At 59.3% G+C, this 25,600-nt stretch carries 26 protein-coding genes and 1 tRNA gene; 2 read left to right on the plus strand and 25 right to left on the minus strand.

Annotated elements, in window-relative coordinates:
• Positions 1-227: 227 nt before the first annotated feature.
• The 22 genes from QF045_RS24540 to QF045_RS24645 all read right to left on the minus strand — a co-directional run bounded on the left by QF045_RS24540 (position 228) and on the right by QF045_RS24645 (position 20,740).
• Entirely contained in the window at positions 228-1,772 is a 1,545-nt protein-coding gene (locus QF045_RS24540) for an MDR family MFS transporter (protein ID WP_306494408.1), read from the minus strand.
• A complete protein-coding gene (locus QF045_RS24545; protein WP_306494409.1) occupies positions 1,765-2,937 on the minus strand; it encodes an HlyD family secretion protein in 1,173 nt (390 codons plus the stop codon). The genes QF045_RS24540 and QF045_RS24545 overlap by 8 nt, the downstream gene beginning before the upstream one ends.
• Positions 2,934-4,430, minus strand: coding sequence for a TolC family protein (locus tag QF045_RS24550; protein ID WP_306494410.1), 1,497 nt, complete (start codon positions 4,428-4,430; stop codon positions 2,934-2,936). Before QF045_RS24550 ends, QF045_RS24545 begins: the two co-directional genes overlap by 4 nt.
• Before the next feature lie 207 nt (positions 4,431-4,637).
• A complete protein-coding gene (locus QF045_RS24555) occupies positions 4,638-5,378 on the minus strand; it encodes a helix-turn-helix domain-containing protein (protein ID WP_306494411.1) in 741 nt (246 codons plus the stop codon).
• A gap of 1 nt (position 5,379) precedes the next feature.
• Entirely contained in the window at positions 5,380-7,074 is a 1,695-nt protein-coding gene (gene leuA, locus QF045_RS24560) for a 2-isopropylmalate synthase (RefSeq protein ID WP_306494412.1), read from the minus strand.
• A 422-nt stretch (positions 7,075-7,496) separates the two neighbouring features.
• Positions 7,497-7,572, minus strand: a tRNA-Lys gene (locus QF045_RS24565).
• 134 nt (positions 7,573-7,706) lie between these two features.
• A complete protein-coding gene (queE, locus tag QF045_RS24570; protein ID WP_306494413.1) occupies positions 7,707-8,354 on the minus strand; it encodes a 7-carboxy-7-deazaguanine synthase QueE in 648 nt (215 codons plus the stop codon).
• Positions 8,355-8,518: 164 nt separating this feature from the next.
• Entirely contained in the window at positions 8,519-9,355 is an 837-nt protein-coding gene (ybgF, locus tag QF045_RS24575) for a tol-pal system protein YbgF (protein ID WP_306494414.1), read from the minus strand.
• A 6-nt stretch (positions 9,356-9,361) separates the two neighbouring features.
• Positions 9,362-9,862, minus strand: coding sequence for a peptidoglycan-associated lipoprotein Pal (gene pal / locus QF045_RS24580; RefSeq protein WP_003193861.1), 501 nt, complete (start codon positions 9,860-9,862; stop codon positions 9,362-9,364).
• Positions 9,863-9,917: 55 nt separating this feature from the next.
• On the minus strand, positions 9,918-11,198 hold the full coding sequence (gene tolB / locus QF045_RS24585; RefSeq protein WP_057723839.1) for a Tol-Pal system beta propeller repeat protein TolB: 1,281 nt from the start codon (positions 11,196-11,198) through the stop codon (positions 9,918-9,920).
• Between the two features lie 17 nt (positions 11,199-11,215).
• Positions 11,216-12,289 (minus strand): cell envelope integrity protein TolA, encoded by a 1,074-nt coding sequence (gene tolA, locus QF045_RS24590; protein ID WP_306494415.1) that lies wholly within the window; start codon positions 12,287-12,289, stop codon positions 11,216-11,218.
• On the minus strand, positions 12,289-12,741 hold the full coding sequence (tolR, locus tag QF045_RS24595; RefSeq protein ID WP_161793227.1) for a protein TolR: 453 nt from the start codon (positions 12,739-12,741) through the stop codon (positions 12,289-12,291). Before tolR ends, tolA begins: the two co-directional genes overlap by 1 nt.
• Before the next feature lie 23 nt (positions 12,742-12,764).
• Positions 12,765-13,460 carry a protein TolQ gene (tolQ, locus tag QF045_RS24600; RefSeq protein ID WP_015885609.1) on the minus strand — a complete coding sequence of 232 codons (696 nt, stop codon included), beginning with the start codon at positions 13,458-13,460 and terminating at the stop codon, positions 12,765-12,767.
• Position 13,461: 1 nt separating this feature from the next.
• Positions 13,462-13,917, minus strand: a complete 456-nt coding sequence (gene ybgC, locus QF045_RS24605; protein WP_124364183.1) for a tol-pal system-associated acyl-CoA thioesterase — start codon at positions 13,915-13,917, stop codon at positions 13,462-13,464.
• A gap of 249 nt (positions 13,918-14,166) precedes the next feature.
• A complete protein-coding gene (gene ruvB / locus QF045_RS24610) occupies positions 14,167-15,225 on the minus strand; it encodes a Holliday junction branch migration DNA helicase RuvB (RefSeq protein ID WP_306494416.1) in 1,059 nt (352 codons plus the stop codon).
• Positions 15,226-15,837, minus strand: a complete 612-nt coding sequence (ruvA, locus tag QF045_RS24615) for a Holliday junction branch migration protein RuvA (RefSeq protein ID WP_016973269.1) — start codon at positions 15,835-15,837, stop codon at positions 15,226-15,228.
• A 67-nt stretch (positions 15,838-15,904) separates the two neighbouring features.
• On the minus strand, positions 15,905-16,429 hold the full coding sequence (gene ruvC, locus QF045_RS24620) for a crossover junction endodeoxyribonuclease RuvC (RefSeq protein WP_015372843.1): 525 nt from the start codon (positions 16,427-16,429) through the stop codon (positions 15,905-15,907).
• Positions 16,430-16,570: 141 nt separating this feature from the next.
• Entirely contained in the window at positions 16,571-17,317 is a 747-nt protein-coding gene (locus tag QF045_RS24625) for a YebC/PmpR family DNA-binding transcriptional regulator (protein WP_306494417.1), read from the minus strand.
• A 148-nt stretch (positions 17,318-17,465) separates the two neighbouring features.
• The gene (gene aspS / locus QF045_RS24630) at positions 17,466-19,241 is read right to left on the minus strand and encodes an aspartate--tRNA ligase (RefSeq protein ID WP_073522935.1); all 1,776 of its coding nucleotides are present in this window, start codon (positions 19,239-19,241) and stop codon (positions 17,466-17,468) included.
• Positions 19,242-19,349: 108 nt separating this feature from the next.
• A complete protein-coding gene (locus QF045_RS24635; RefSeq protein WP_003193872.1) occupies positions 19,350-19,571 on the minus strand; it encodes an FmdB family zinc ribbon protein in 222 nt (73 codons plus the stop codon).
• A 173-nt stretch (positions 19,572-19,744) separates the two neighbouring features.
• The gene (locus tag QF045_RS24640) at positions 19,745-20,083 is read right to left on the minus strand and encodes a ribbon-helix-helix domain-containing protein (RefSeq protein WP_306494418.1); all 339 of its coding nucleotides are present in this window, start codon (positions 20,081-20,083) and stop codon (positions 19,745-19,747) included.
• 183 nt (positions 20,084-20,266) lie between these two features.
• Positions 20,267-20,740 (minus strand): Dps family protein, encoded by a 474-nt coding sequence (locus QF045_RS24645; protein ID WP_003193874.1) that lies wholly within the window; start codon positions 20,738-20,740, stop codon positions 20,267-20,269.
• A gap of 428 nt (positions 20,741-21,168) precedes the next feature.
• Between QF045_RS24645 and QF045_RS24650 the strand changes: the two genes are divergently transcribed.
• Complete coding sequence (locus QF045_RS24650) at positions 21,169-21,771, plus strand: cold-shock protein (protein ID WP_005790922.1); 603 nt, start codon at positions 21,169-21,171, stop codon at positions 21,769-21,771.
• A gap of 68 nt (positions 21,772-21,839) precedes the next feature.
• On the opposite strand, the gene QF045_RS24655 is transcribed toward QF045_RS24650, so the two are convergent.
• Entirely contained in the window at positions 21,840-22,046 is a 207-nt protein-coding gene (locus tag QF045_RS24655) for a SlyX family protein (protein WP_124364187.1), read from the minus strand.
• A gap of 3 nt (positions 22,047-22,049) precedes the next feature.
• On the minus strand, positions 22,050-22,475 hold the full coding sequence (locus tag QF045_RS24660) for an HIT domain-containing protein (RefSeq protein ID WP_306494419.1): 426 nt from the start codon (positions 22,473-22,475) through the stop codon (positions 22,050-22,052).
• Positions 22,476-23,216: 741 nt separating this feature from the next.
• Here QF045_RS24660 and QF045_RS24665 point away from each other — a divergent pair.
• On the plus strand, positions 23,217-24,515 hold the full coding sequence (locus QF045_RS24665) for an OprD family porin (protein WP_124387987.1): 1,299 nt from the start codon (positions 23,217-23,219) through the stop codon (positions 24,513-24,515).
• A gap of 187 nt (positions 24,516-24,702) precedes the next feature.
• Here QF045_RS24665 and QF045_RS24670 read toward each other — a convergent pair whose 3' ends face one another.
• Positions 24,703-25,548: a mechanosensitive ion channel family protein gene (locus tag QF045_RS24670; RefSeq protein ID WP_306494420.1), complete on the minus strand. Its 846-nt coding sequence runs from the start codon at positions 25,546-25,548 to the stop codon at positions 24,703-24,705.
• Positions 25,549-25,600 lie beyond the last annotated feature (52 nt).

Genomic DNA, 25,600 nt, shown 5'->3' on the forward strand with positions numbered 1-25,600 from the left:
ATTTCCAAACTACAAAACACACAACAACAGAAGCCCGATCAAAGTTATGAGCATCAACTTTGTCGGGCGATAGTTTACCTACTCGCACATCGCGAGCATTCGCAAACTTCATGTCATTGCTAAGTTAGCAATCAACTAAACCGTCAACAGGCCATTCGCCTTTTTACCATTCAAGTTCCCTCTTGTTCGTTCAGAAGAGCCGCGCGTCACTTGCCGGCTGTGTGCATTCAATTCTTGGCTTGCTGACGTAAGGCCAATGCCGCCACACCGCACAGGATCAAGGCGACACAGGACACGTAGAACGCATCGCTGTAGGCCATCAAGTAGGCCTCGCGACGCACGGTGTGCATCAGGCCCTCAAGGACTTGCTGCTGGGCGGGCAACAGTTGGTTGAAAACGAATTCTTCGCTGTCCGCCATGCCCGCGCGCAGGCGCTCCTGGAATGACGGGGAAAACAGAGTGATCGATTCGCCGACACGCTCGGAATGAAAGCGCTCGCGCATGGCGACGATCTGCGTCAGCCCGGCGGTGCCCACGGCCCCACCCAGGTTGCGCAGCATGGAAAACAACGCCGAAGCGGAACCGGCTTCATCCTTGGCCAGCCCCGACACGGCCAGCACTGACAGCGCCACCATGATCAACGGCTGCCCGATACCCCTTACCACGGTGGACGGGATGATCACGTTGGCGGCGCTGTCCACGTCCAGGTGCGCGCCGAGATAGCAGCCCAAGGCCATGATGAAAAAGCCGCTGGCCACCATCAGCTTGGGGTTGAGCCACTTCATCAGGCGCGGCATGAACGGTGCCAGTACCAGTTGCACCATGCCGTAGGCAATCAGGCTGATCCCGATTTCCCGGGCGTTGTAGCCCTGCAATTGGGACAGGTAATTGGGCACCAGAAACACCAGGCCGAACGTGGCCGCGCCAAAAATGAACATCGCCGCGCTCGCCACGCCGAAGTTGTAGCTTTTGAGCAGGCGCAGGTTGATGAACGAGCGGCTGCCGTACAGTTGCGACAGCACGAAGTACACCAGGGCGACGCCGGCGGCCAGTGACATCCACACGATGAAATCGGAGCCGAACCAGTCCTTGCGCCCGCCTTCTTCGAGCACGATCTGTAATCCGCCCAGGCCGACGATCATGGCCAGGATGCCGCCCCAGTCGCCGCGTTTGAGCAGGCTCAATTGCATGGGTTTGGCATCGATGGACCACGCCACCGCCAGCAGCAGGAGAATGCCGGGGGCCAGTTGCAGGTAGAAGATCCAGCGCCAGGAATAGGCATCGGTCAGCCAGCCGCCGATGGATGGCCCGGCGGCCTGGGCCACGCTGTTCGATAGCGCAAACAGGGCCATGCCCATGGCGATCTTGCTCGGCGGCAGCTCAGTGATGATCAGTTGAAACGACAACGGAATCAGTACCGCGCCGGCGGCGCCCTGGATCACCCGAATGATGATCATCACTTCCAGGTTGGGTGCCCAGGAGCAGGCAATCGAAGCCACCAGAAACACAAACGAGCCCACCAGCATCACGCGGCGCAGCGAGAACACCTGCACCAGCCAGGCGGTCAGCGGGATCATGACGATTTCCGCGACCAGGTACGCCGTGGAGATCCACGAACCTTCTTCGAAGGTCGCCCCCAGCGAGCCTTCGATTTCAGGCAACGCGGCGCTGGTGACGTGCACGTTCATGCCGGCCATGAAGCAGCCGAACAGCCCGCCGATCACGGCCACCCAGGCACGAAAGGAGACGGTTTTCTCGCCAGCCTCAGTCATGCGTGGCGCCCTGGGCAGTGGGGCGGGTATCCACCGTGGTAATCACCGACATGCCCGGCAGGATGGGGCCGCCGTCATCGTGCTGATCAATCACGATCTTCACCGGAAAACGCTGCACGATCTTGGTGAAGTTGCCGGTGGCATTGTCCGACGGCAGCAGCGCGAACACCGCCCCCGAGCCGGGCGAGAAGCTCACCACATGGCCCTTGAGCTTGCGTCCCGAATAGCTGTCGACGCTGATGTCCACCGCTTGCCCGGCGCGCATGTCGCGCAATTGGGTTTCCTTGTAGTTGGCCACCACGTAGGCCTGCTGCAAGGGCACCACCGCCAGCAGCGGCAGCCCCGGCGCGACGTACTGGCGGGTGCGCACCTTGCGCTGCCCCACCACGCCGTCGATCGGCGAGCGGATCAAGGTGTCTTCCAGCGCATGGTCCGCCAGTTTCAACTGAGCCTCGGCCTGGCCGCGCCGGGCTATCTGCTGCTGCAGCGAGGCATCGGCCAATTGGCGTCGGGTAATGGCGACGTTCAGGCGGGTCTCCTGCTGGCGCTGCATCGCCCGGGCAATTTCCACCGCGGCGCTGGCCTGGGTGTAGCTGGCGGCCGCGCTTTCCAAACGTTGGGCGCTGGCGGCATGCTCGCGCACCAAGCCTTCATAGCGACGCTGATCCAGGCTGGCGCGGCGCAACTCCGCGCCCACGCTGCGGGTATGCGCCTCAGCCTGGGCCACACCGGCCTTTTGCTGGGCGATCAGGCTGTCGGTGACTTGCAGGTTGGCTTGCTGGGCAGCGATCGAGGCGTGCACTTCGGCCAACTCCGCACGGGCCTGGGCCAAGCGCGCCTGGTAATCGCGGTCCTCGATGCGCACCAGCACATCGCCTGCCTTGACGGGCTGGTCGTCCTCCACCAGCACCTGGGCCACGTACCCGGACACCCGTGGACTGATGGGAATCCAGTCGGCACGCACGTAGGCGTCGTCGGTCTGTTCCAGGTAGCGCCCAACCGTCATCCAATACACACCAAACGCCACCGCAGCGATCAATAACGCCGCACCACCGAGCAGAATCAGGTTGCGTTTGCGGCGTTGCTTGCGGGCGTGCATGAGTTGTTCGAGCACATGCTCCTGCTCATCCTGCACAGTGGTTTTTTCATCAACAGCGATATTCATGGCTGGGTACCGGAAAAAGTGACGGAGGCGTGGGTGAGCGCAGCAGCAGGGGTGGGGGTGGACTGCCAGCCGCCGCCCAGGGCGCTAAACAGACTGATCTGGCGTTGCAGCAACTGGCCGTCGGCATCGGCTTGAGTGGCTTGCAGGCGGATCAGCTCACGCTCGCTGTCGAGCACGTCGAGAAAGTCGATGGAGCCGGCTTCGTAGTTGAACTGCGCCAGCTTGTAGGCGTGCCGACTGCTCTCCAGGGCCTGACTCAAGGCCGCGTGGCGTTGGCGCTCGCCGTCGTACAACGCCAGGGCCTGGCGCACATCCTTGAGGGCCTTGAGCACGCTGGCCTCGAACTGCGCGACCTCCACCTGCTCAAGCGCGCGAGCCTGGTTGACCCGTGCGCGGTTGGCACGCCAGTTGGGGAATTGCCAGGTAATCAGCGGGCCAATGCCGAACATCACCGCGCTGCTGTCTCCCAGTTCATGGGGTTTGTTGGCCGAGGAGGACACAGATGCACCAAAGGTCACCTTCGGGTACAGGTCGGCCTGGACAATATCCACTTGCAACGTGGCCGCTTGCAGCGCTCGCTCGGCCCGGCGGATATCCGGGCGGCGCGCCAGCAATTGCCAGCCATCGCCCACCGGCAGCGCGCCAGTAAGTTGCGGCACCACTTCGCATGTCGCAGCGCCCGAGCCCTGTTCCAGATCAGCCACGCCCGTGAGCATCGCCAGCTCGTACAACGCGACCTGGCGGCGCGCCTCCAACATGGGCAGCAAGGCCAGGGTTTCGCCCTGCAGGGCCTGCATGCGGCTGTATTCAAGATCGGTCACCACACCGGCCTGACGCTGGCGATCGGTCAGTGCCAGGCTGTGTCCGACCACCTCCAGCGAATGGCGCTGCACCTTGGCGCGCGCGCCCAGGGCGCAGGCATTCACGTAGGCACGGGTGGTTTGCGCGGCGACCGTGATGCGCAGCAGGTCTTCGGCATCCTGAGCCGCCGCCGCCTGCACCTGCGCCCGTTCGATGCTGCGCTGCACCTGGCCCCACACATCCACCTGATAAGCCAGTTCGAAGCCAGGATTGAAGGCCCACTGCGATGGCGCGTGGCTGTCGGTGGCCTTGGCCAGGGTCTGATCGTCGGCAGTCTTGCCGTAGACCGCGCCCACGGACGCTTGAGTGGACGGCCAGCGCTCGGCGTCGGCTTGCATGATTGCGGCCAGCATCGACTGCACATGAGCCTGTGCCGCCGCCAGGTCGCGGTTGTGCGCCAGCGCTTGCTGCACCAGGGCGTCGAGTTTGGGATCGTTGTACAACTGCCACCAACGGTCGGGTAAGGCCTGGGCCGATACACCTTGCGGCAAGCGGCTCAACGCATCGATGCGCTGGGGGTGCGGTTGCGCCGGCGCATGGGCCACCCACGAGGAACACCCCGCCAACCAGACGACGGCCACGCCCAGGAGCGAAAGACGGCTGTGCCACATGGAAAAAGAAGGCGAACCCATCGCAGAAATCCAGAGTGCTAAGTAGAGACGCAGGTTAAGAGAGCACCGCGCTGCGCATCTCCCGAGTTCCAGACAACCATCGTTTCGATTGGGACAACCTGCGCGCGCACGCTCGATCTTGAGCGCTCGCCGACCAGACGCACGCACGCATGGCCCTGCGCGAAGGCAGGCCATGTCCAGTAGGAAACGTGTGAGCGCGAGGCCCGATCAGACCAGCCGGCAGTTGCTGGGGGTGTAGCCCATGGTGCGTTTGAACATTGCGGTGAACGCGCTCGGGCTCTGGTAGCCATGCTCGAGCGCCACTTCCAGAATGGACACGCCACACGCCAGGCGCTGCATGCTGAGCAGCAGCCGCGTGCGCTTACGCCACTCGCCATAACTCATGCCCAATTCTTTCTGAAACAACCGAGCCAGGGTGCGCGAACTCATATTGAGTTGCACCGCCCAGCTCTCCAGTTTCGACTCCTGGGATGGGTTGTCGATAAAGTCGGCGCACAGCGACTTGAGCCGCGGTTCGTCGGGAATCGGCACATGTGCCAAAACCCTCTGTGCCCGGTCGAGTTCGGAGAAGATCAGATCAACGATCTGCACATGACGCACCACCGCCGGCTCGCTGTCCGGCGTTTCGGACGCTGCGATGATCAGCTCACGCAGCAGTGGCGACACGCGGATGACGTGGCATTCCTCGGTCAAGGCACGGTGCGCGCCGGGGGTGATCAGCAAGGTGCGCATGCGCACCTCGCCTGTCATGCGGATCTGGTGCTCCTGCCCCGACGGCACCCACAGCGCGTGCCCGGAAGGCACCACCCAGGTGGTGCCGACGACCGATACCAGCATCACACCGTTGATGGCGTAGACCAGTTGGCCTTCGTCATGTCGATGCGAGGCAACGATGTCGCCATGACCGTAGTTACCGGTAAGCGCCGCCAATGCGGTATGCGCATTCATCTCAGGAAGGCACCGCGGCACTCACCACGCTGAGCAGGCCCAGGCGCGATGCGCGGTTGACGGCACTCGTCACCGCCTTGAGGGACGCCAGCAAGATGCTGCCATCGCGGGCGGCACCGAACAGCAACTGGTTGTTCACGCGGATTTCCACATAGGCCAATGCCTCAGCCTGGGCACCGTCGCGGGTAGCATGTTCGTGGTAGTCGGCGATGTCGAAGTGGATGCCGCGTTGCGCGAATGCATCGACCAGCGCCGCCAGCGGACCATTACCTTCGCCGCTCAGTTCGAGGGGGCGCTCGCCGCCTGTCAGCGTGCCTTCCAGATACGTCACGTTGCCTTCGCTGACCAGTTTGGGCTGCAGCAAGGTGTAAGGCTTGCCTTGATCCAGGTAGTGGCGGGTAAAGCAGGCCAGGATCATCTCGCCACTGACTTCCTGGCCCGACGCATCGGCTTCCTGCTGGACCAGGCTGCTGAATTCCATCTGCAAACGGCGCGGCATCACAATGCCGTGCTGCTCCAGCAGATACGCCACGCCACCTTTGCCCGACTGGCTGTTGACGCGAATCACCGCCTCATAGCTGCGTCCCATGTCGGCAGGGTCAATCGGCAAGTAAGGAACTTCCCACAGCCCATTGGGATTGGCTTGGCGGGCAGCAAAACCTTTTTTGATCGCGTCCTGGTGCGACCCGGAAAACGCGGTGAACACCAACTCCCCTGCGTAAGGATGGCGCGGGTGCGTGGGCAGTTGGTTGCAGAATTCGACTTCGCGCTGCACATGGATGATGTCCGAGAAATCCAGTTGCGGGTCGATGCCGCTGGTGTAGAGGTTCATTGCCAGTGTCAGAATGTCCACGTTGCCGGTTCGCTCGCCGTTACCGAACAACGTGCCCTCGACACGCTCGGCTCCGGCCAGGCACGCCTGCTCGGCGGTCGCGACCCCAGTACCCCGATCGTTATGCGGGTGGACACTGATGACCACGCTGTCGCGCCGGCTGAAGTGCCGGCAAAACCATTCGATCTGATCCGCGAAGACATTGGCCGTAGAGACTTCCACGGTGGTCGGCAAATTCAGGATCATCTTGTTCGAAGGGGACGGTCCGAAAGCATCCGTCACCGCTTCGCAAACCTGCAGCGCAAAGTCCAACTCAGTGAAACAGAAGGTTTCCGGGGAATACTGGAACGTCCATTGGGTATCTGGATTGTTGTCCATGTGACGCTTGATCTCGCGCGTTGCCTGGGTGGCAATGTCGATGCAGCCGGCCTGGTCGACACCGAACACCACCTCTCGAAATACCGGCGCGGTGGCGTTGTACACATGCACGATGGCTCGCGGGGCGCCTTTCAGGGCTTCAAACGTGCGCTCGATCAAATGGCTGCGCGCTTGCGTCATTACTTGGATAGTCACATCGTCGGGAATCGCGCCACTGTCGATCAACTCACGCACGTAATCGAAATCGGTCTGCGACGCGGCGGGAAAGCCCACCTCGATCTCCTTGAAGCCCACCTTGACCAGCAACTCGAAGAAGCGGCGCTTGCGCTCGGCATTCATGGGTTCGATCAAAGCCTGGTTGCCATCACGCATATCGACACTGCACCAGGTCGGCGCTGCAGCCTGCACGATGCTGGGCCATTGGCGGTCAGGCAGATCCACGGTGGTGAAATGGCGGTATTTGCTGGAAGGGTCCTTGAGCATCATGTCGCTTCTCCTTTTTAGAATTGATCGTCGACGTCGCGTGCAGGTTGCCTGAACGCTTCACGACATTGGATCCAATACTAAACGCAGAGAGCTTGACATGAATTGCGCATTTGGGTCGATAAAATGAAAAAAATTATATAAAAAACCAAATATCGGTCGAATATTGGTTAATATTTTTAACCTTGGTATTTTAATGGCAATAAAAAATCGATAAGCCGCGTTGATTCAGCTCATCCAGCTGCGATGAGAAGGGGCAATAAGGGGGTTATTCAGGAGGGGAAACGCGATTGCCGTCTGGCCGCCCACTTCGCAGGGCAGTTAGCTAATGTCCAAGCCAATTGCCAATCGCCGAATGATAGGCAAAAAAAAACCCGGAAATCCTCACTTGCGTGGGCCTTCCGGATTTTCTAAACCGCCAAATATGGTGGGTCGTGTGGGATTCGAACCTACGACCAATTGGTTAAAAGCCAACTGCTCTACCAACTGAGCTAACGACCCGCTGTGTGGTGGCGCGTATAATACTGATTTCTAAGGATTATTCAACACCTTATTTGAAAATAATTCAGAATTTGTACGCAGGGCCCTTAATTCGGTGGGGTTGAGCATCCCGCGCCACTGTCTGATCAGTCCTATCAGCGCCCTGGCTCGTCGTTCCACAGGTATTTGTGCAACTGCAATTGCAGGCGTACCGGCAGGTTGTCCGCAACGATCCAGTCCGCCAACTCACGGGCGTTCAGGTCGTGATGGCTTGGAGAGAACAGCACCTCGCCCGCCCTTCGCTCCAAACCATACTGGATCAGCTTGGAGGATGCCCAGTCATAATCTTCGCGCGAACAGATGACGAACTTGACCTGATCGTTGGCCGTCAGCAAGTCGATGTTCTCATAGCGGTTGCGGTGGGCTTCCTTGGAGTCGGGGGTCTTGAGGTCGACCACCCGGCTCACACGCGGGTCTACCGCAGAGATGTCCAGGGCGCCGCTGGTTTCCAGCGAGACCTCGTAGCCGGCGTCGCACAGTTGCTTGAGCAAGGGGATGGCATTGGGTTGCGCCAACGGCTCGCCGCCCGTCACACAGACGTAGCGCGGCCGGTAGCCGGCAACCTGCTCCAGAATGTCTTCAAGGGTACGCACGGTGCCGCCGCTGAAGGCATAAGCGCTGTCGCAATATTGGCAACGCAAGGGGCAGCCGGTGAGCCGTACAAATACGGTAGGCAGCCCTGCTGTGCGCGTTTCACCCTGTAACGAGTAAAAAACTTCGGTAATACGTAGTGTGTCTTGCATAGTCGCCACGGGCGTAACAGCTAAACAGGCTGTCCGCCTCCGTCAGGCACTTCAGGGGATTGCGCCAACGCGTCAACCCCAGGAAGCGTGTTTCATAAAAGGGCGTGGATTCTAACGAAAAAACCCGCGCCAGGCGCGGGTTTCTTCTAAACGGGCTGCATGGCTTACAAGCGTTGCAGATCCCGCTGGGCCAACTGCGCAGCAGAAGTACCCGGATACTGAGCAACTACCTGCTGCAGAATGCCTTTGACCTTGTCGGTATGACCCAGTCGGCGTTCTACGTCAGCGAGCTTGTACAGCGAGTCCGGTACCTTGGCGTGCTTGGGATACAGCTGGCTGACCTTGGCGAAAGCCTGGCCTGCCCCCTGCAGATCACCCTTTGCCAGGTTGACCTCACCCAACCAGTATTGGGCGTTGCCCGCGTACTGACTGTTGGGGTACTTGCGCAGGAATGCGGTGAAGGCCTGGCTGGCCTTATCGAAGTCCTTGGCCTTGATCAGGTCGAAGGCTGCATCGTAATACAGTTTTTCCTTCGCCGGATCACCCGGTTCACTGCTGGCAGCCGGCGCCTGGCTCGCTGCCGCGGCCCCCGCTGCTGCGCCACCGGCGGCGGCACTGGGTGCGCCACCGGCAGAAGAATTATCAGGAGTAGCGGCAGGTGCAACACCGGCTCCAATACGTCGATCAAGATCCTGGTAACGCTCCAGGCCTTCTTGCTTAAGCTGGTTCACTTGATTCTGCAGAACTTCAATGGCGCCTTGTTGCTGGGCCAATTGATCCTGCATGCGTTGCAGCTGGTTGAACAGTTCGCCCTGTGCCGAAGGCGCGGCCGTAGCCGCCCCCCCAGCATAGGCGCCGTTCGTGCCATAACCCGCTGGCGGATAACTGCTGCCGCTATTGTTATAGCCAGAGTTGTTATCCGTTACAGGAACCGCAGCCCACACCGAAAGCGGTGCGAGGCTGAGAGCCAATACAGTTAGAGCACGACGGCACGTTCGCATGACGAATTACTTACGCAGTTCGACGCGACGGTTCTGAGCCCACGACTGTTCGTCGTTGCCAGTTGCAACTGGACGCTCTTTACCGTAGGAAACCAGTTCCAGTTGGCCTGGAGCAACACCTTGCAGTACCAGGTAGCGCTGAACGGCTTTCGCACGACGCTCGCCCAGTGCCATGTTGTACTCACGAGTACCACGGGCGTCAGTGTTACCTTCCAGAACAACGCGAGCGCCGTTAGCTTTCAGGTCCTTGGCGTGAACGTCCAGAGCGCGCATGGCTTCTGGCTTCAGGTCCGAACTGTCGTATTCGAAGTAGAAAGTGGTGATCGCGCGCAGAGCAGCTTCTTCGCTCAGGGAGCCGTCAACTGCACCAGTGTTAGCGCCGTAACCAGCGTTTGGATCAACAGCTGCGCCTTCACCGGCATTGTCGCCGCCTTTAGAGGAGCAACCAACGGCTACGGACAGAGCCAGAGCCAGAGCAGCAAACTTACCAAACTTCAGCATTTCCATCGTGAAACTCCTAATGAACCCCAGTGTGTTAAGTACTTCTTTTTGTAGCGCCGCGTCAGTTCAGGTAAGGGGACCAGGATGGTTCTCTGACTTCGCCTTGTGCGGTAGGAAGCGGGAGCCTTACGCGTCCATTAATGGACACGAGCATCAAGACTCCCCGGCCCTGCTGGCGGGTGGCGTAGATTACCATGGTGCCGTTGGGCGCAACAGTGGCTGACTCATCAAGGTTGGTATCTGTAAGGATTTTTACGGTTCCGCGCTGCAAATCCTGGGCCGCAACCCGGAAATTAGTGAAACCATCCTGACGGTGAATCATCACCAACGTCTTTTCATCGGCCGAAAGCTTGGGGTTGGCGTTGTAGTTACCGATAAAGGTCACACGTTCCGCACCGCCACCACCCACGCTGGCTTTATAGATTTGTGGCTTGCCGCCTCGGTCGGAGGTGAAGTAGATGGTCGAGCCATCCTTACCCCAGAACGGTTCGGTGTTGATGCCCGGGCCGCTGGTCACGCGAGTGAGTTGGCGCGACGCCATGTTCATCACGTAGATGTCCGGGTTACCGTCTTTGGACAACACGAATGCCAGGCGCGAACCATCCGGCGACCAGGCTGGCGCACCGTTGAGGCCTTCGAAGTTGGTGATCTGCTCACGACGGCCGGTATCGATGTGCTGGACGAAGATACGCGGACGCTTCTGTTCGAACGACACGTAGGCAATGCGCTTGCCATCCGGCGCAAAACGCGGCGACAGAATCGGCTCGCGCGATTGCAGCAGGGTCACGGCGCGGGCGCCGTCATAGTCCGAGCGCTGCAGGGTGTAACGGGTGTTGTCTACGGAGAAACGCTCAGCGGTGACGTACAGCATGCGTGTCGAGAACGCACCCTTGATACCGGTGAGTTTTTCAAACGACTGGTCCGAAATGTAGTGGGCCATGTCACGCAGTTGTTCAGCGGTACCGGAAACATTGCCGGTCAGGACCTGCTGCTCGGTGGCCACGTTGAACAAGGTGTAGGTGATTTGCAGGCGACCGCCGGCCGGCGTGATGTTGCCGACCATCAGGTACTGCGCGCCCACCGCCTTCCAGTCACGGAACACGACTTCGCTGGCCTGGTTGGGCTGGCTGATCATGTTGCCCTTCGGAATCGGCGCGTAGTAGCCGGAGTTGCGCAGGTCGTCGCTGACGATCTGGGCCATGTCATCCGGCAATACGCTGCCGCCCTGCCAGCCGAACGGTACTACCGCGATCGGGGTAGCCCGATCGCTGCCGCTGGTAACCAGGATGTTCTTTTCATCCGCCGCCGCTATCCCTGCCATACAGCAAATAACGACAAGCATTCCTCGAAGAAGGTTTCTCACAAGGCTAGATCCTCAGGTGTGAATGTCATCTTGAATGAACGATAGGGAGCGAAGTCGCTTGGTTTCATTCCCTGCATCTCGGTCAACCGGCCAATATTCTTGACTGCGGCAACCGCCGAACTGTCGAACGAACCGTCACCACTGGACTTGGCCACGCTGACCGAAGTCACCGTGCCGTCCGGCAACATGCCGATCTGCAGCACTACTGTCATGCCCTTACGTGCCGAAGGTGGACGTGTCCAGCCTTCCGCTGCCCGAGCCCGGATCAGGTCATCGAAACTGCCCGCGACTTCATCGCCACGCTCATCGGCCAAGGCTTGCTGACGCTGCGGCGTGTCGGAAAGCAAATCTGCCAGGGCCTGGGCCTTTTTCTCTTCGGCGGATTTACGTGCTGCTTCCTGGGCCTTTTTCTTGGAGGCGTCGGCGGCAGCTTTCTTCTTCGCATCATTGGCGACTTTCTTCTTCGCCTCGTCTGCTTCAGCTTTTTTCTTGGCGTCTTCGGCGGCTTTCTTCTTCGCGTCTTCGACGATCTTTTTCTTGGCTTCCTCAGCGGCCTTTTTCTTGGCCTCTTCTTCGGCAGCTTTCTTGGCTTCTTCTTCGGATTTCTTTTTGGCTATGTCAGCCAATTGTTTCTCTTCGGCCTTTTTGGCTTCGGCAGCTTTCTCGGACTTCTTGGCTTCATCAGCCTTTTTCGCCTCGTCAGCTTTCTTCGCCTCGTCAGCCTTTTTCGATTCCTCGGCCTTTTGAGCCGCCTCTTCTTTCTTTTGTTCCGCAGCAGCCTTCACCGCTTCCTGCTCGACCTTCTTCTGTTCCATCTGCTCGACTTCGGTCTGGCGCGCAGCCGACTTCTGGGCCTCACCCGCAATCTTCTGATTGGTCTGGGTGGTGGCCTGACTTTTCGATTTCAGCTGATACAGGGTCGCCTGCACGATCGGCTTGGCTGGCGGCAGGTCAGGGGTCATGGCAAAGCTGACGAACAGCATGCCAAACACCAGGACGTGCAGGGCTATCGCCCAAACACCAGGCCAGAAGTAGCTTTCCGAGGCGGACGGCTCTCGCTGTTGCTGCATCAGGGCGCCTCGGTAATCAAGCCAACGTTACCGACGCCGGCCTTCTGCAGCCCGCCCATGGCGCCCATGACGGAGCCGTAGTCGACCGACTTGTCACCGCGAATGAACACCTGGGTGTGCTTGCCGCCTTCGTTGCCGGAGCGAATGATCTTGGTCACGGCGTCAGTCATGGCCGGCAAGGTCAGGGCCTTGTCCTGCTGCTTCTGAGTGTCGACTTCGCTGCCAAGGTTCCAGTAGTAGGTCTTGTCAGCCTTGATCGAAATGGTCAGGACCTGAGTGTTGTTGTCTTGCGGCAAGGCTTCACTGGAAACCTTGGGCAGATCAACCTTCACGCCCTGGTTGAGCATCGGCGCGGTCACCATGAAGATCACCAGCAGCACCAGCATCACGTCGATGTAGGGCACTACGTTCATCTCGGCGACCGGCTTGCGCTTTTTGCGAGCTCGAGCGATTAAAGCCATTGGGAATTACCTGCTTATTCTTCGCTGGTGTGCACTTTACGGTGCAGGATCGCCTGGAATTCATCGGCGAAGGTGTAGTAACGGCCGATCAACGTTTCGCTGGTGGCGGCAAAACGGTTGTAGGCGATTACTGCGGGGATAGCGGCGAACAGGCCGATCGCGGTGGCGATCAGGGCTTCAGCAATGCCCGGGGCCACGGTGGCCAGGGTCGCTTGCTGGGCCTGGGCCAGGCCACGGAAGGAGTTCATGATGCCCCATACGGTACCGAACAGGCCGATGTAGGGGCTGACGGAACCGACGGTCGCCAGGAACGGCAGGCTCTGCTCCAGCTTCTCTTCTTCACGGGAGATAGCAACGCGCATGGCGCGGGCCACGCCTTCCATTACGGCTTCCGGGTCAACGCCAGGCTGCTGGCGCAGGCGCGAGAACTCCTTGAAGCCGGCGCGGAAGATCTGCTCGACGCCCGAATCCGGGTCCGGGTTGCTGCCGGCCTGGCGATACAGCTTGGACAGGTCGATACCCGACCAGAAGCGCTCTTCGAAGCTCTCGAGGGCACGTCGACCGGCACGCAGCAGGTTGCTGCGCTGAAAAATCATGACCCAAGAGGTAACCGATGCGGCTACCAGGGTCAGCATGACCAGTTGCACCACGACACTGGCATTGCTGACCAGGCTCCACATGGAGGAATGGTCGACGACGGTAGGTTCCACGCTAAATCTCCTGCTTTGATTGTTTACCCGCGCCGCTCACGGCGGCAAAGGCCGCACGTAGAGTTTCGGGAATGGCCCGAGGTTTCAAACTGTTGGTGCGAACACACGCCACCAGGAACTGCCCCTCACAGAGCAGCGTTGCATCCGTTGCCCGCCTGACCTGCTGCTTGAATCGCAGGCTGGCACGGTTCAATTCGATGACTTCAGCGCTGACCAGCAGCTCATCGTCCAGTCGCGCCGGTGCGTGGTAACGCGCCTCGCTGGAATGCACGACGAATAACAGGTCCTCCCCTGCCAGCAAGGATTGGGCAAAGCCCAGTTCCCTTAGCCGCTCGGTTCGAGCCCGTTCCATGAATTTCAGGTAATTGACGTAATAAACGATGCCGCCGGCATCAGTGTCCTCGTAATAAACGCGACAGCGATGTGCGAACGACTGATCCCCGTTTTGCGCGCGCATACTCTAGTGCTTACTCCTCAGGTTGCCAATCCGGCTGGGCAACTGTTTTTTCATTCCTGAAACTTTCTTAAGTGACTCAAATGACGACGCCAGACACTGGGACAGCACAAACTTCAGATAAATCGCCCCACATGGCAAATACCTTGTAGGAGCGGGCTTGCTCGCGAATCACCTGAGCGCGCCGCGTACAACCAGACACACTGCATCATCGTTGACGTTTTTCGCGAGCAAGCTCGCTCCTACAATTTTTTAATCGTCTACTGCATCGAGAAATTCGTCTACCACGGGCATCTCTCCCAATCGTGACGGGATATTTAGCCCGAAGTGCAGGTAGGCGTGACGCGTCACCACCCTGCCCCGCGGCGTACGCATGATGTAGCCCTGCTGGATCAGGTAGGGTTCCAGCACATCCTCAATGGTATGACGCTCTTCACTGATGGCGGCGGCCAGGCTGTCCACCCCCACCGGGCCACCGTCGAATTTCTCGATCATGGTCAGCAGCAGACGCCGGTCCTGATGATCGAAACCATGCTCGTCGACGTCCAGCAGGTTCAACGCCAGGTCCGCGACCGCCTTGGTGATATGCCCCTTGGCGCGCACTTGCGCAAAATCGCGCACGCGGCGCAGCAGACGGTTGGCGATCCGTGGCGTACCCCGAGCGCGGCGAGCGATTTCGAAGGCGCCTTCCGGGTCCAGCGGCAAACCGAGGATACTCGCCGACCGGCTGACGATAGTCGCCAGGTCCGCGGTGCTATAGAACTCAAGACGTTGAACAATACCGAAACGGTCTCGCAGCGGGTTGGTCAGCATGCCCGCACGTGTGGTCGCGCCCACCAGGGTGAACGGTGGCAGATCGAGCTTGATCGAGCGAGCGGCCGGGCCTTCGCCGATCATGATGTCGAGCTGGAAGTCCTCCATCGCCGGGTACAGCACTTCCTCGACGATGGGCGACAGCCGGTGGATCTCGTCGATAAACAGCACGTCGTGCGGCTCGAGATTGGTCAGCAACGCCGCCAGGTCGCCTGGACGCTCCAGCACCGGGCCGGAGGTGGACTTGATCGACACGCCCATTTCCTGGGCGATGATGTTGGCCAATGTGGTTTTACCCAGGCCCGGCGGGCCGAAGATCAACGTGTGATCCAGCGACTCACTGCGCCCGCGCGCGGCCTGGATGAACAGCTCCATCTGCTCGCGCACGGTGGGCTGGCCGATGTATTCGGCCAGGCTCAGGGGGCGGATGGCGCGATCCTGCACCTCTTCACGGTCGCGCGGGCCGGTGGCCGCGATCAGACGATCAGCTTCAATCACTTAAATCATTCCCTTCAGGGCTCGACGGATCATGTCTTCGCTGCTCAGGTTCTTGTCCTTGATGGCCGACACCGCTTTGCTGGCCTCCTGCGGCTTGTAGCCCAGGGAGATCAACGCACTGACGGCATCGCTTTCGGCACTGGCAACCTGGGCCGCCGGCATGTCCGGCTGATTCGGTACCAGAGCGAACATACTCGGCACCACTTCCCAGGCCTTGAAACGGTCCTTGAGTTCCACCAGCAGGCGCTCGGCGGTTTTCTTGCCGACACCGGGGACCTTGGTCAATGCCGAGGTATCCTGGGCCGAAACCGCTCGCACCAGCTCGTCCACTTCCAGGCTCGACATCAACGCCAGGGCCAGCTTGGGCCCCACCCCATTGAGGCGAATCAGTTCGCGAAAGAAATCACGGTCGCGCTTGCCAATGAAACCATAGAGCAATTGTGCATCTTCGCGCACGACCAAGTGGGTGTGCAGCGTCAGCGGCTCGCCAACCGACGGCAGGCGATACAGGGTGGTCATGGGCACTTCAAGCTCGTACCCCAACCCGTTTACATCCAGAATCAGGTGCGGCGGCTGTTTCTCAGCCAGGGTGCCGCGCAAGCGTCCAATCACGGTTCAGATCCTTAAAGCGTGGGGGCCAGATAAAGGCTGACCGCACATTTCGATTGCGCTGATGCTATCAGAGACGCAGGCGTCCGCCACGACTGCGTGCCGTGCCCAAGCCATGCGGCAGCAGGCTGGAACGGGTGTGGGCGTGGCAAATGGCAATGGCCAGGGCGTCGGAGGCGTCGATCTGAGGCTTGGCGGTGAGTTTGAGCATGTGCATGACCATCATCTGCACTTGCTCCTTATTCGCCCCGCCGGTACCGACGACAGCCTGCTTGACCTGGGTTGCGGTGTATTCGGCGATTTCCATGCCCTCCTCGGCCCCGGCCACAATCGCCGCGCCACGGGCCTGGCCGAGTTTCAACGCCGAGTCGGCATTCTTGGCCATGAAGACTTTTTCGATGCCCATGGTCACCGGCCCGTAGGTCTGGATGACTTCACGCACGCCGCGATAAACGATCTGCAAGCGTTCGGCCAGTTCACCCGCGCCGGTGCGAATGCAGCCCGACGCGACGTACACACAGCCACGCGGGGTCTGTTGCACCACGCCAAAACCGGTGATGCGCGAACCGGGGTCGATACCTAGGATTAAAGTCATAACGCCTGCGGTTTTAAGGGTACATATAGATCCAATGTGGGAGGGGGCTTGCTCCCGATATCGGTGGGTCAGTCAGTTCATGTGTGGCTGACACACTGCAATCGGGAGCAAGCCCCCTCCCACACTGGATTTTCATCGCGCTTAAGTCAGCTGTTCGGCAACGGACTCAGGGATGTCGGCATTCGAATAAACGTTCTGCACGTCATCCAGGTCTTCGAGCATGTCCAGCAATTTCAACACTTTCTGCGCACCGTCCAGGTCCAGTTCGGCACTGGTGGTCGGCAGCATCACGATTTCCGCGTCCGTGCCCTTGAAACCAGCGGCTTCCAGGGCGTTACGCACCGCGTAGAAGCTGGCGAACGAGGTGAATACGTCGATGGAGCCGTCTTCGTTAGTGACCACGTCGTCGGCGTCCGCCTCCATCGCGGCCTCCATCAGCGCGTCTTCGTCCGTGCCAGGTGCAAAGCTGATCTGCCCCTTGCGCTCGAACAGGTAGGCCACCGAACCGTCGGTGCCCAGGTTGCCACCGCACTTGCTGAACGCATGTCGAACCGCTGCTGCGGTACGGTTGCGGTTATCGGTCATGCATTCGACCATCACCGCCACGCCGCCTGGGCCGTAGCCTTCGTAGGTTAGTTCGACCATGTCGTCGGTGTCGGCGGCGCCGGCACCACGGGCCACCGCACGGTCGATGATGTCGCGGCTCATGTTGGCGCCGAGCGCCTTGTCCAGCGCCAGGCGCAGACGCGGGTTGGAGCCCGGATCACCACCACCCTGACGGGCGGCGACGGTCAGTTCGCGGATCCACTTGGTGAAAATCTTGCCTTTCTTGGCATCCTGACGCTCTTTGCGGTGCTTGATGTTCGCCCACTTGGAATGGCCAGCCATAACACAACTCCGAAATTCTCTAGAAACCTTTATCCATCCCGCTCCAGGCGGACGTCTCGTGTTAAGTGCAGCCCTTGTAACGCAAAGGCGCATCCGAAGATGCGCCTTTAAGACTGCGTAAACCTCAGTGCGCTTTCACGCAGCAGCCTTACTCAGCCTTCGGCGTCTCGCGCAGGCGGATGTGCAATTCGCGCAATGCCTTGGCGTCCACAACACCCGGGGCCTGGGTCATGACGTCCGCAGCACTCTGGGTTTTCGGGAACGCGATCACTTCACGGATCGACTGGGCGCCGGTCATCAGCATCACCAGACGGTCCAGGCCGAAGGCCAAGCCACCGTGCGGTGGCGCACCGTACTTGAGGGCGTCGAGCAGGAAGCCGAACTTCTCTTCCTGTTCCGCTTCGTTGATGCCCAGCAGACGGAACACCGCTTGCTGCATCTCCTTGCGGTGGATACGGATCGAACCGCCACCCAGCTCGGTGCCGTTGAGCACCATGTCATAGGCACGGGACAGCGCGCCGGCCGGGTTGGCTTCCAACTCCTGCGGCGAGCACTTCGGCGCGGTGAACGGGTGGTGCAAGGCGCTGAAGCTGCCGTCGTCGTTCTCTTCGAACATCGGGAAGTCGACCACCCACATCGGTGCCCATTCGCAGGTCAGCAGGTTCAGGTCGTGGCCCAGCTTGATGCGCAGCGCGCCCAGGGCTTCGCTGACGATCTTGGCCTTGTCGGCACCGAAGAACACGATATCGCCATCGACCGCACCGACGCGATCGAGGATCACGTTCAGGTTGGCTTCCGGGATGTTTTTCACGATCGGCGATTGCAGGCCGTCAACGCCGTTGGCGCGCTCGTTGACCTTGATGTACGCCAGGCCCTTGGCACCGTAGATGCCGACGAACTTGGTGTAGTCGTCGATCTGTTTGCGCGGCATGCTCGCGCCGCCAGGCACGCGTAGGGCGGCGATGCGGCATTTCGGGTCGTTGGCCGGGCCGCTGAACACCTTGAAGTCGACGTCCTTGAGCTGGTCGGCCACGTCGACCAGTTCCAGCGGGTTACGCAGGTCTGGCTTGTCGGAACCGTAGCGGCGCATGGCCTCTTCGAAGGTCATGTGCGGGAATTCGCCGAACTCCAGGTCCAGCACTTCCTTGAACAGGTTGCGGATCATTTGTTCGGTGAGGCCCATGATCTCTTTTTCATCGAGGAAACTGGTCTCGATGTCGATCTGGGTGAATTCAGGCTGGCGATCGGCGCGCAGGTCTTCGTCACGGAAGCACTTGGCGATCTGGTAGTAACGGTCGAAGCCGGCCACCATCAGCAGTTGCTTGAACAATTGCGGCGATTGCGGCAACGCAAAGAACGAACCGGCGTGGGTGCGGCTCGGTACCAGGTAATCACGCGCGCCTTCGGGCGTTGCACGGGTGAGGATCGGCGTTTCGACGTCGAGGAAGCCGTTCTCGTCGAGGAAGCGGCGGATGCTGGTGGTCATGCGCGAACGCAGACGCAGCTTCTCGGCCATTTCCGGGCGACGCAGGTCCAGGAAGCGATAACGCAGGCGGGTTTCCTCGCCAACGTCGGAATATTCGTTCAGTGGGAACGGCGGGGTTTCCGACTCGTTCAGCACTTCCAGCTCATAGCCCAGCACTTCGATGCCGCCGGATGCCATGTTCTTGTTCACGGCACCGGCCGGACGCAGGCGTACCTTGCCGGTGATTTTCACGACGTATTCGCTGCGCACGCGGTCGGCGGCGGCGAAGCTTTCGGCGCGGTCCGGATCGAACACCACCTGGGCCAGACCATCACGATCACGGATATCGAGGAAGATCACCCCGCCGTGGTCGCGGCGACGGTGAACCCATCCGCAAAGGGTGATTTCCTGACCTTCCAGGGTCTCGTTCAGTTGGCCGCAATAGTGGCTGCGCATCATGGTAGTGGTTTCACTTCTCGTAATTCGAAATTCGGTGGCAGGCCTGCCTCGTCACCGTACATTAAAGCAGGGGACGGATAATGCAGGAGCCTGCGCGTAGAGTTCAACTCAGTCTGCTTTGTCGCCGCCCGCCAGGTTCTTCTTGGCGCCGGTCTTGAAATCGGTCTCGTACCAGCCGCTGCCGCTCAGGCGGAAGCCCGGCATGGACAACATCTTCTTCAACTCAGGCGCCTGGCAGGCTGGGCAATCGACCAACGGCGCGGCGCTGATCTTCTGAATGGCTTCCAACTGATGACCACAGGAAGCACATTGATAGTCGTACATGGGCATGGAGATGTCTCGGCGATCAGATCGTTACTGCGCCACGCCCTGCCGTTGTGCATAAAGCGCCCGGCATGCGCAGCAAAGCGCGGGATTATATCTGGTAAATCGAGGCAGCGCAGCCGGCTTTCTGCCCGAGGCCCGGCCCGCCAGCAGCAAGGGCCGGGCCCTGCAACATCGAATCACATTGGCCCAGAGGCGACAGGACGGTCTTTCAACACATGAACGACGCACACCACCCGCACCAGCCCGCTGAAGTTCTTCACACCGCCATAACGCAAATGCACTTCGCGGTCGACATAGGACAACAGCGCACTGACCGAGCAGGTATTGAGCCTGGCTATTTCAGTGAGGATGTTCCAATAGACCTGCTCAAGCCGCAGGCAGGTGGAAAACCCGTTGAGCCGCACCGACCGCGATAGGGGTTTGGCGAGCCCCATGTCGAACCCTTTAGCGAAAGGGTCGACCTTTATCTTGTGAAAACCACAGGTTTCCACGCCCTTACCCAATCCACACGACATACACCTGACACTCCCTTGCCAAACCGTTGTCCACGGGTTTCTCCCATTGGACGATCAGCCTATAAAACAGCAGGAAGCGAGAAGCAGCCAGAAGACGCGGGAACCGGTTGTCGTAGGACAACGCCAGCAAGTACGGGGAAACGAGTGAGCGGCGCCAGGGAGGCGCCGCCAGGGGTTCAACGGTTACTGATTCTCGAGCAGCGAGCGCAGCATCCACGCGGTTTTTTCGTGCACTTGCATGCGCTGGGTCAGCAGGTCAGCCGTTGGCTCATCGCTGACCTTGTCGAGCAAGGGGAAAATGCCGCGCGCCGTGCGAGTCACAGCCTCCTGGCCAGCTACCAATTGCTTGATCATCTCTTCGGCGCTCGGCACACCCTCTTCTTCCTTGATCGAAGACAGACGGGCGTAGATCGAGTAGGCACCCGGCGCCGGGAAGCCCAGGGCACGGATACGCTCGGCAATGGAGTCCACGGCCAGCGCCAGTTCGTTGTACTGCTCTTCGAACATCAAGTGCAGCGTGCGGAACATGGGGCCCGTGACGTTCCAATGAAAATTGTGGGTCTTGAGGTACAGCACGTAGGTATCGGACAGCAGCCGTGAAAGTCCGTCGACGATGGATTTACGATCTTCTTCACTGATACCAATATCGATTGCCATGTTTTTCCCCTTCAATTGATGAGCATTCATTGATCAGGTGCAGGGTCACTCTAGCAAGAGTGGTGGCCGCGTGCAGCCCGGCACACCCAGGCGATGTGCGACAAATCGCCCCGCACCGCTGGCGAGGCCGCGACCGGAGAGTCTTTTGCCTTGTAGGAAAAACCTTCAAAAGACCGCTCAAGTTACCTGCACCTGTCTAGGACAAGCCTTCGACGCAAAAATGCCACCGCGATTGCAACACCCCGAAATGCTTGATTTGAGTAGGCACAGCCTTTGCTGTTAAATAGGCGGCGTGTGGCTGCCGTTCATTTCTGCGGCACGCCACATAGGCTGATATCCGCGCACGTGCTCAACGCCTCCCATTGTTCAGAAGCGAACCGTGCCAGTCAGCTCTTCCTTGTGATCCGTCTTAACGTGAGTTAATCAAAATGTTGAAAATCGTCCACCTGCTAACGGGCGTTGCAGCTTTGCTGCTGTCCTTTATCCCGAGCCTGCAGCCTGAAAGCCTGCCCTACCTGCAACAACACGACGCTCTATACCTGGCCTTGTTCGGCCTTCTCAACCTGACACTGGCACCGGTAATTCCTTACTGGAACAAAGGCACGCGTCATCAACTGCAAAACCTGGTCAGCGCGCTGCTGGTACTGACCGTCGTCGTTCAAACCCTCACCCTGCTGGCACCCATGCCTGAAGTGGGCGGCCACCCGGCCATCCTGCTCAGCCTGGTGATTGCTGTGGTCGCCATCGTTCTTCACCTGGCCATCAGCTTCTACCGTTCGTCCCCAGCGGCCGCGTCGCAAAACTACGACATGACCAACCGGGATACCGGGACCGTCAAGTGGTTCAACACTTCCAAAGGCTTCGGCTTTATTTCCCGCGACTCGGGCGACGATATTTTCGTCCACTTCCGAGCCATCCGTGGTGAAGGCCACCGCGTGCTGGTCGAAGGCCAGCGTGTGGAGTTCTCGGTGATGAACCGCGACAAAGGTCTGCAAGCTGAAGATGTGATCGCAGCCCTGCCGCGTCGCTGATTGCACCTGCTGTAAAAAAAACCGCTATCCGGCGTTGGCCGGATCGCGGTTTTTTATTGCGCGCTCAATCAATAGTGAGGCGGCGGTGCTTCTTCTTCCGAAGTTTCGAACTGGCCGCCCATCTCTTCCTGGCGCTTGAGCAAGGCGATCATCTGCAATTGCAGACGCTCCACCGCTTGCTGCTGGGCGACCAGGATGTCATTGAGGGTTTCGATGGTGTCGTCCTGGAAGGCCAGGCGGCTTTCCAGATCGGTGACGCGATCTTGCAGGTCCATGATTCAGTCCTGGGTAAAAATGAAGTCGGCAGGCAGTAGTTCACGCAAGCGGCTGCGGATTGCCGCCACCTGCTCCGTGCTGTAAGGGCGCGCCGGATGCTTGCCCCATACCGGCGCCGGCCAGGCGGCGTCATCACGCTTGCGCACGATGACATGCACATGCAACTGACTGACGACATTGCCCAGCGCGCCGATGTTCATCTTGTCGGCCGCCAGCCCTTCGTTCAGCAACTGGGCGAGGGACGTGGTTTCCTGCCACAACGTCTGTTGCGCAGCGACATCGAGTTGAAATACTTCGCTGATACCGTTGATGCGCGGTACCAGGATGAACCAAGGGTAATTCGAGTCGTTGGACAGAAGCAGGCGACAGAGCGGGAAGTCCCCAATGGCCAATGTGTCTTGTTGCAGGCGTTGATCTAAAACGAACACGTGGGCACTCCGTTCGGTGGGTCGATTTCAGGTGCCCAGCATAACGCCGAATCCCCAAGGCTTCACGGCGAATGCAGGGTTAGCTTGAGACGAGCGCGTTGCACAGACGCACCCTTTCGAGGCAGCTGCACGGTTGAACCACGCTAACTCGGGGGTCTGAGGAATGCACCAAAATGACCCACCCGTGCTTCAAAGGAAGCCGCCGACTACCCACCGGAAGGGTCAATCGGTAACGTTTTGCTCAGGCGCAGGTTTTACAGGCCACCGAACAGCGGTAACACCCGCGCGTTACGCCGTAACCAAACGGCCTAAAAAGCCCGTGCTTATGCGGTTTTTACACTGCCGTAACGTTTTTCACGAAAAAATGACATTCGGTTGGCCCTTTGTGCACGCTTGTTGCATTCACCTCGCTATCGTCGGCAACAGCACCTGGTGGACGCAGGGGTTTTGCGATAAGAAACAGTAGCGTTTCAATGTGTACCAGGGATGACTTCAAACTTTAGAGCAAGTCTGAAAAGAACATTGAAGTTGTCAGCCCGGTTACCGTCGGGCTGTGATTTGCGACACGGAGCTCGCAATTTACGACAGCCTCGTAAAGAAGCTGAAAGGATAGTTGGGTAAGTATCGTCAACAGCGCCGGTGTGAGATAACTTTGCGCCGACACAATAAAGAAAGAGCCGCCCAGATAAAAATACAGGTGGGACGGCAGTACTCTTCCTAAAACCAAAGGAGCAAATCACGATGCGCGTGATGAAGTGGAGCATGATCGCCCTGGCTGTTTCAGCAGGCACCTCGCAGTTCGCAATGGCGTCCGCCCAGGACGATTCCAAGGGCTTCATCGAGGACAGTACAGCCAGCATCCTGACTCGTACCCTGTACTTCAGCCGTGACTTCCGTAACAACGATTCAGGCCAAAGCCGTCGCGAAGAAACCGGTCTCGGTTTCCACGGCCTGTTCAGTTCGGGCTACACCCAAGGCACCATCGGTGTCGGTGTCGATGCCATCGGCTTGCTAGGTATCAAACTCGACAGCGGCAAGGGCCGCGCCAACACCGGCCTGTTCCCTAATGGTTCCGATGGTCGTGCTCAGGACGAGTACTCCAAAGGTGGCGCCGCCATCAAATTCCGTATTTCCGATACGGTCCTGAAAGTGGGCGACCAATACACCACCGCTCCGGTCTTCGCATCCGACGACAGCCGCCTGCTTCCGGAACTGCCGCAGGGTATCTCGATCACTAGCAATGAGATCAAGGGCCTGAAACTGGAAGCCGGTCACTTCACCTCGATCGTCGCCCAGGATCACACCTACAAAGACAGTATCGCCAGCAGCGAGCCAAACACGTTCACTGGCCTGCGACAAGCGAACTTCGTAGGTGGCGTTTACTCTTGGACGCCAGAGTTGACTACCAGCCTCTACTACTCGAAAGTGGAAGACTACTGGAAAAAACTCTATGCCAACGTGAACTGGACGCACGCGCTCAGTGATGATCAGTCCGTGGCTGTTGACTTCAACATCTACGACACCAAGAGCGATGGCGCCGGCCTGGTACGTGCTGAAAAAGACAACACCACCAAGCTCGACAACCGTGCGTTCAGCTTGCAGGGTGCGTATACCTACGGTGCTCACACCTTCACGCTGGCAGCCCAGAAAGTTACTGGCGACGGCGACTATGCTTACGGTGTAGACGGCGGCGGCACGATTTTCCTGGCTAACTCCATCGCACGTTCCGACTTCAACGCCGAGGGCGAGAAGTCGTTCCAGGCGCGTTACGACATCAACATGGCGACCTTCGGCATTCCCGGCCTGAGCTTCATGACTCGTTACGTCACCGGTAGCGGCGCCAACACTGGCACCACATCGAACGGTAAAGAGTGGGAACGCGATATCGAAGGCAAATACGTGATCCAGAGCGGCCCGGCGAAAGACCTGAGCCTGCGTATTCGTCAAGCCACTTATCGTTCGTCGGATGGCGTTTACTACGGTTCGGCTTCGATCGACGAACTGCGTCTGATCGCGCAATACCCGCTGAACATCCTGTAACGACGCCAGTCATTACAACGATGACTTAAGGTTTCGACCTTAAATAAAAAGCCGCTCCCCTGTTTACAAGGGAGCGGCTTTTTTATTGCAGTTATGTTTCAAACAACGAATAACTAGCAAGCTAAGTAACTATATCCAACTGTCGCATTTAACCTGACCTTTCGGCCAACTTAAACGCAACACGGTTTCATGATTTGGAAGGGGCTTCCTGCATCACGCGAATAACGCGCTGCGGGAACGGAATATCAATTCCTGCCGCTTTCAAACGGTCACGCGCCAGCTCATTGAGCATAAACACAACATCCCAGTAATCCGGAGTATTGGTCCAGCAGCGCAGGGAAACGGTGATGGAGCTATCGCCCAGGGTCGATACGACGGCAGCAGGCGCCGGGTCGGCCAGCACGCGTGGGTCTTTGGCCAGTTCCAGCAACACTTCGCGGGCTTTCTGCAGATCAGCCTCGTAGTCCACGCCCACGTCAAACACGACCTTGCGGGTCGGCTGGCGGTTGGTGTTGGTGATGATGCCGTTGGACAGGATGCCGTTCGGCACGATCACGGTCTTGTTGTCGCCGGTACGCAGTACCGTGTGGAAAATCTGAATGCTGTCGACGGTACCCGAGGTGCCCTGGGCTTCGATCCAGTCACCGATACGGAACGGACGGAACAACAGAATCAGCACGCCGCCGGCGAAATTGGCCAGGCTGCCTTGCAAGGCCAGGCCGATCGCCAGGGTCGCAGCACCGATGGCGGCGACGAACGAGGTGGTGGCCACGCCGATCATCGAGGCCACGCTGACGATCAGCATGACTTTCAGCGCAATGTTCGCAAGGCTGGTGATGAAGTGCTGCAGCGCCAGGTCGGCGTTACGCACGGCCAGCAAGCGCCCCACCCGGTGGGTAAAGACGTTGATCAGCCACCAACCGATGGCCAGGGTGATAACGGCCAGCAGTACCCGGCTGCCGTATTCCATGATCATCGGGATCCAGGACTGCGAGGTCTTGATCAAGTGATCCATTTCAGCGTTCAAATCCATCTATCTTCTCCTGTTTGCGGATATGCGGCTTCATTGACTGCCTGAAAACGCA

Origin of the sequence: Pseudomonas sp. W4I3 (assembly GCF_030816195.1) — a bacterium.
Classification (GTDB): Bacteria; Pseudomonadota; Gammaproteobacteria; order Pseudomonadales; family Pseudomonadaceae; genus Aquipseudomonas.

Coding starts and splice junctions, on each gene's coding strand:
- pal (WP_003193861.1), bottom strand. CDS start 9,862: ATGGAAATGCTGAAGTTTGGTAAGTTTGCTGCTCTGGCTCTGGCTCTG.
- ybgC (WP_124364183.1), bottom strand. CDS start 13,917: ATGCGCGCGCAAAACGGGGATCAGTCGTTCGCACATCGCTGTCGCGTT.
- QF045_RS24650 (WP_005790922.1), top strand. CDS start 21,169: ATGTTGAAAATCGTCCACCTGCTAACGGGCGTTGCAGCTTTGCTGCTG.
- queE (WP_306494413.1), bottom strand. CDS start 8,354: ATGCAAGACACACTACGTATTACCGAAGTTTTTTACTCGTTACAGGGT.
- QF045_RS24625 (WP_306494417.1), bottom strand. CDS start 17,317: ATGGCTGGCCATTCCAAGTGGGCGAACATCAAGCACCGCAAAGAGCGT.
- ruvC (WP_015372843.1), bottom strand. CDS start 16,429: ATGACTTTAATCCTAGGTATCGACCCCGGTTCGCGCATCACCGGTTTT.
- tolB (WP_057723839.1), bottom strand. CDS start 11,198: ATGCTTGTCGTTATTTGCTGTATGGCAGGGATAGCGGCGGCGGATGAA.
- QF045_RS24645 (WP_003193874.1), bottom strand. CDS start 20,740: ATGGCAATCGATATTGGTATCAGTGAAGAAGATCGTAAATCCATCGTC.
- leuA (WP_306494412.1), bottom strand. CDS start 7,074: ATGATGCTCAAGGACCCTTCCAGCAAATACCGCCATTTCACCACCGTG.
- QF045_RS24635 (WP_003193872.1), bottom strand. CDS start 19,571: ATGCCCATGTACGACTATCAATGTGCTTCCTGTGGTCATCAGTTGGAA.
- aspS (WP_073522935.1), bottom strand. CDS start 19,241: ATGATGCGCAGCCACTATTGCGGCCAACTGAACGAGACCCTGGAAGGT.
- QF045_RS24545 (WP_306494409.1), bottom strand. CDS start 2,937: ATGAATATCGCTGTTGATGAAAAAACCACTGTGCAGGATGAGCAGGAG.
- tolA (WP_306494415.1), bottom strand. CDS start 12,289: ATGCAGCAACAGCGAGAGCCGTCCGCCTCGGAAAGCTACTTCTGGCCT.
- QF045_RS24640 (WP_306494418.1), bottom strand. CDS start 20,083: ATGTCGTGTGGATTGGGTAAGGGCGTGGAAACCTGTGGTTTTCACAAG.
- QF045_RS24550 (WP_306494410.1), bottom strand. CDS start 4,430: ATGGGTTCGCCTTCTTTTTCCATGTGGCACAGCCGTCTTTCGCTCCTG.
- QF045_RS24655 (WP_124364187.1), bottom strand. CDS start 22,046: ATGGACCTGCAAGATCGCGTCACCGATCTGGAAAGCCGCCTGGCCTTC.
- QF045_RS24540 (WP_306494408.1), bottom strand. CDS start 1,772: ATGACTGAGGCTGGCGAGAAAACCGTCTCCTTTCGTGCCTGGGTGGCC.
- QF045_RS24665 (WP_124387987.1), top strand. CDS start 23,217: ATGCGCGTGATGAAGTGGAGCATGATCGCCCTGGCTGTTTCAGCAGGC.
- QF045_RS24555 (WP_306494411.1), bottom strand. CDS start 5,378: ATGAATGCGCATACCGCATTGGCGGCGCTTACCGGTAACTACGGTCAT.
- QF045_RS24670 (WP_306494420.1), bottom strand. CDS start 25,548: ATGGATTTGAACGCTGAAATGGATCACTTGATCAAGACCTCGCAGTCC.
- ybgF (WP_306494414.1), bottom strand. CDS start 9,355: ATGCGAACGTGCCGTCGTGCTCTAACTGTATTGGCTCTCAGCCTCGCA.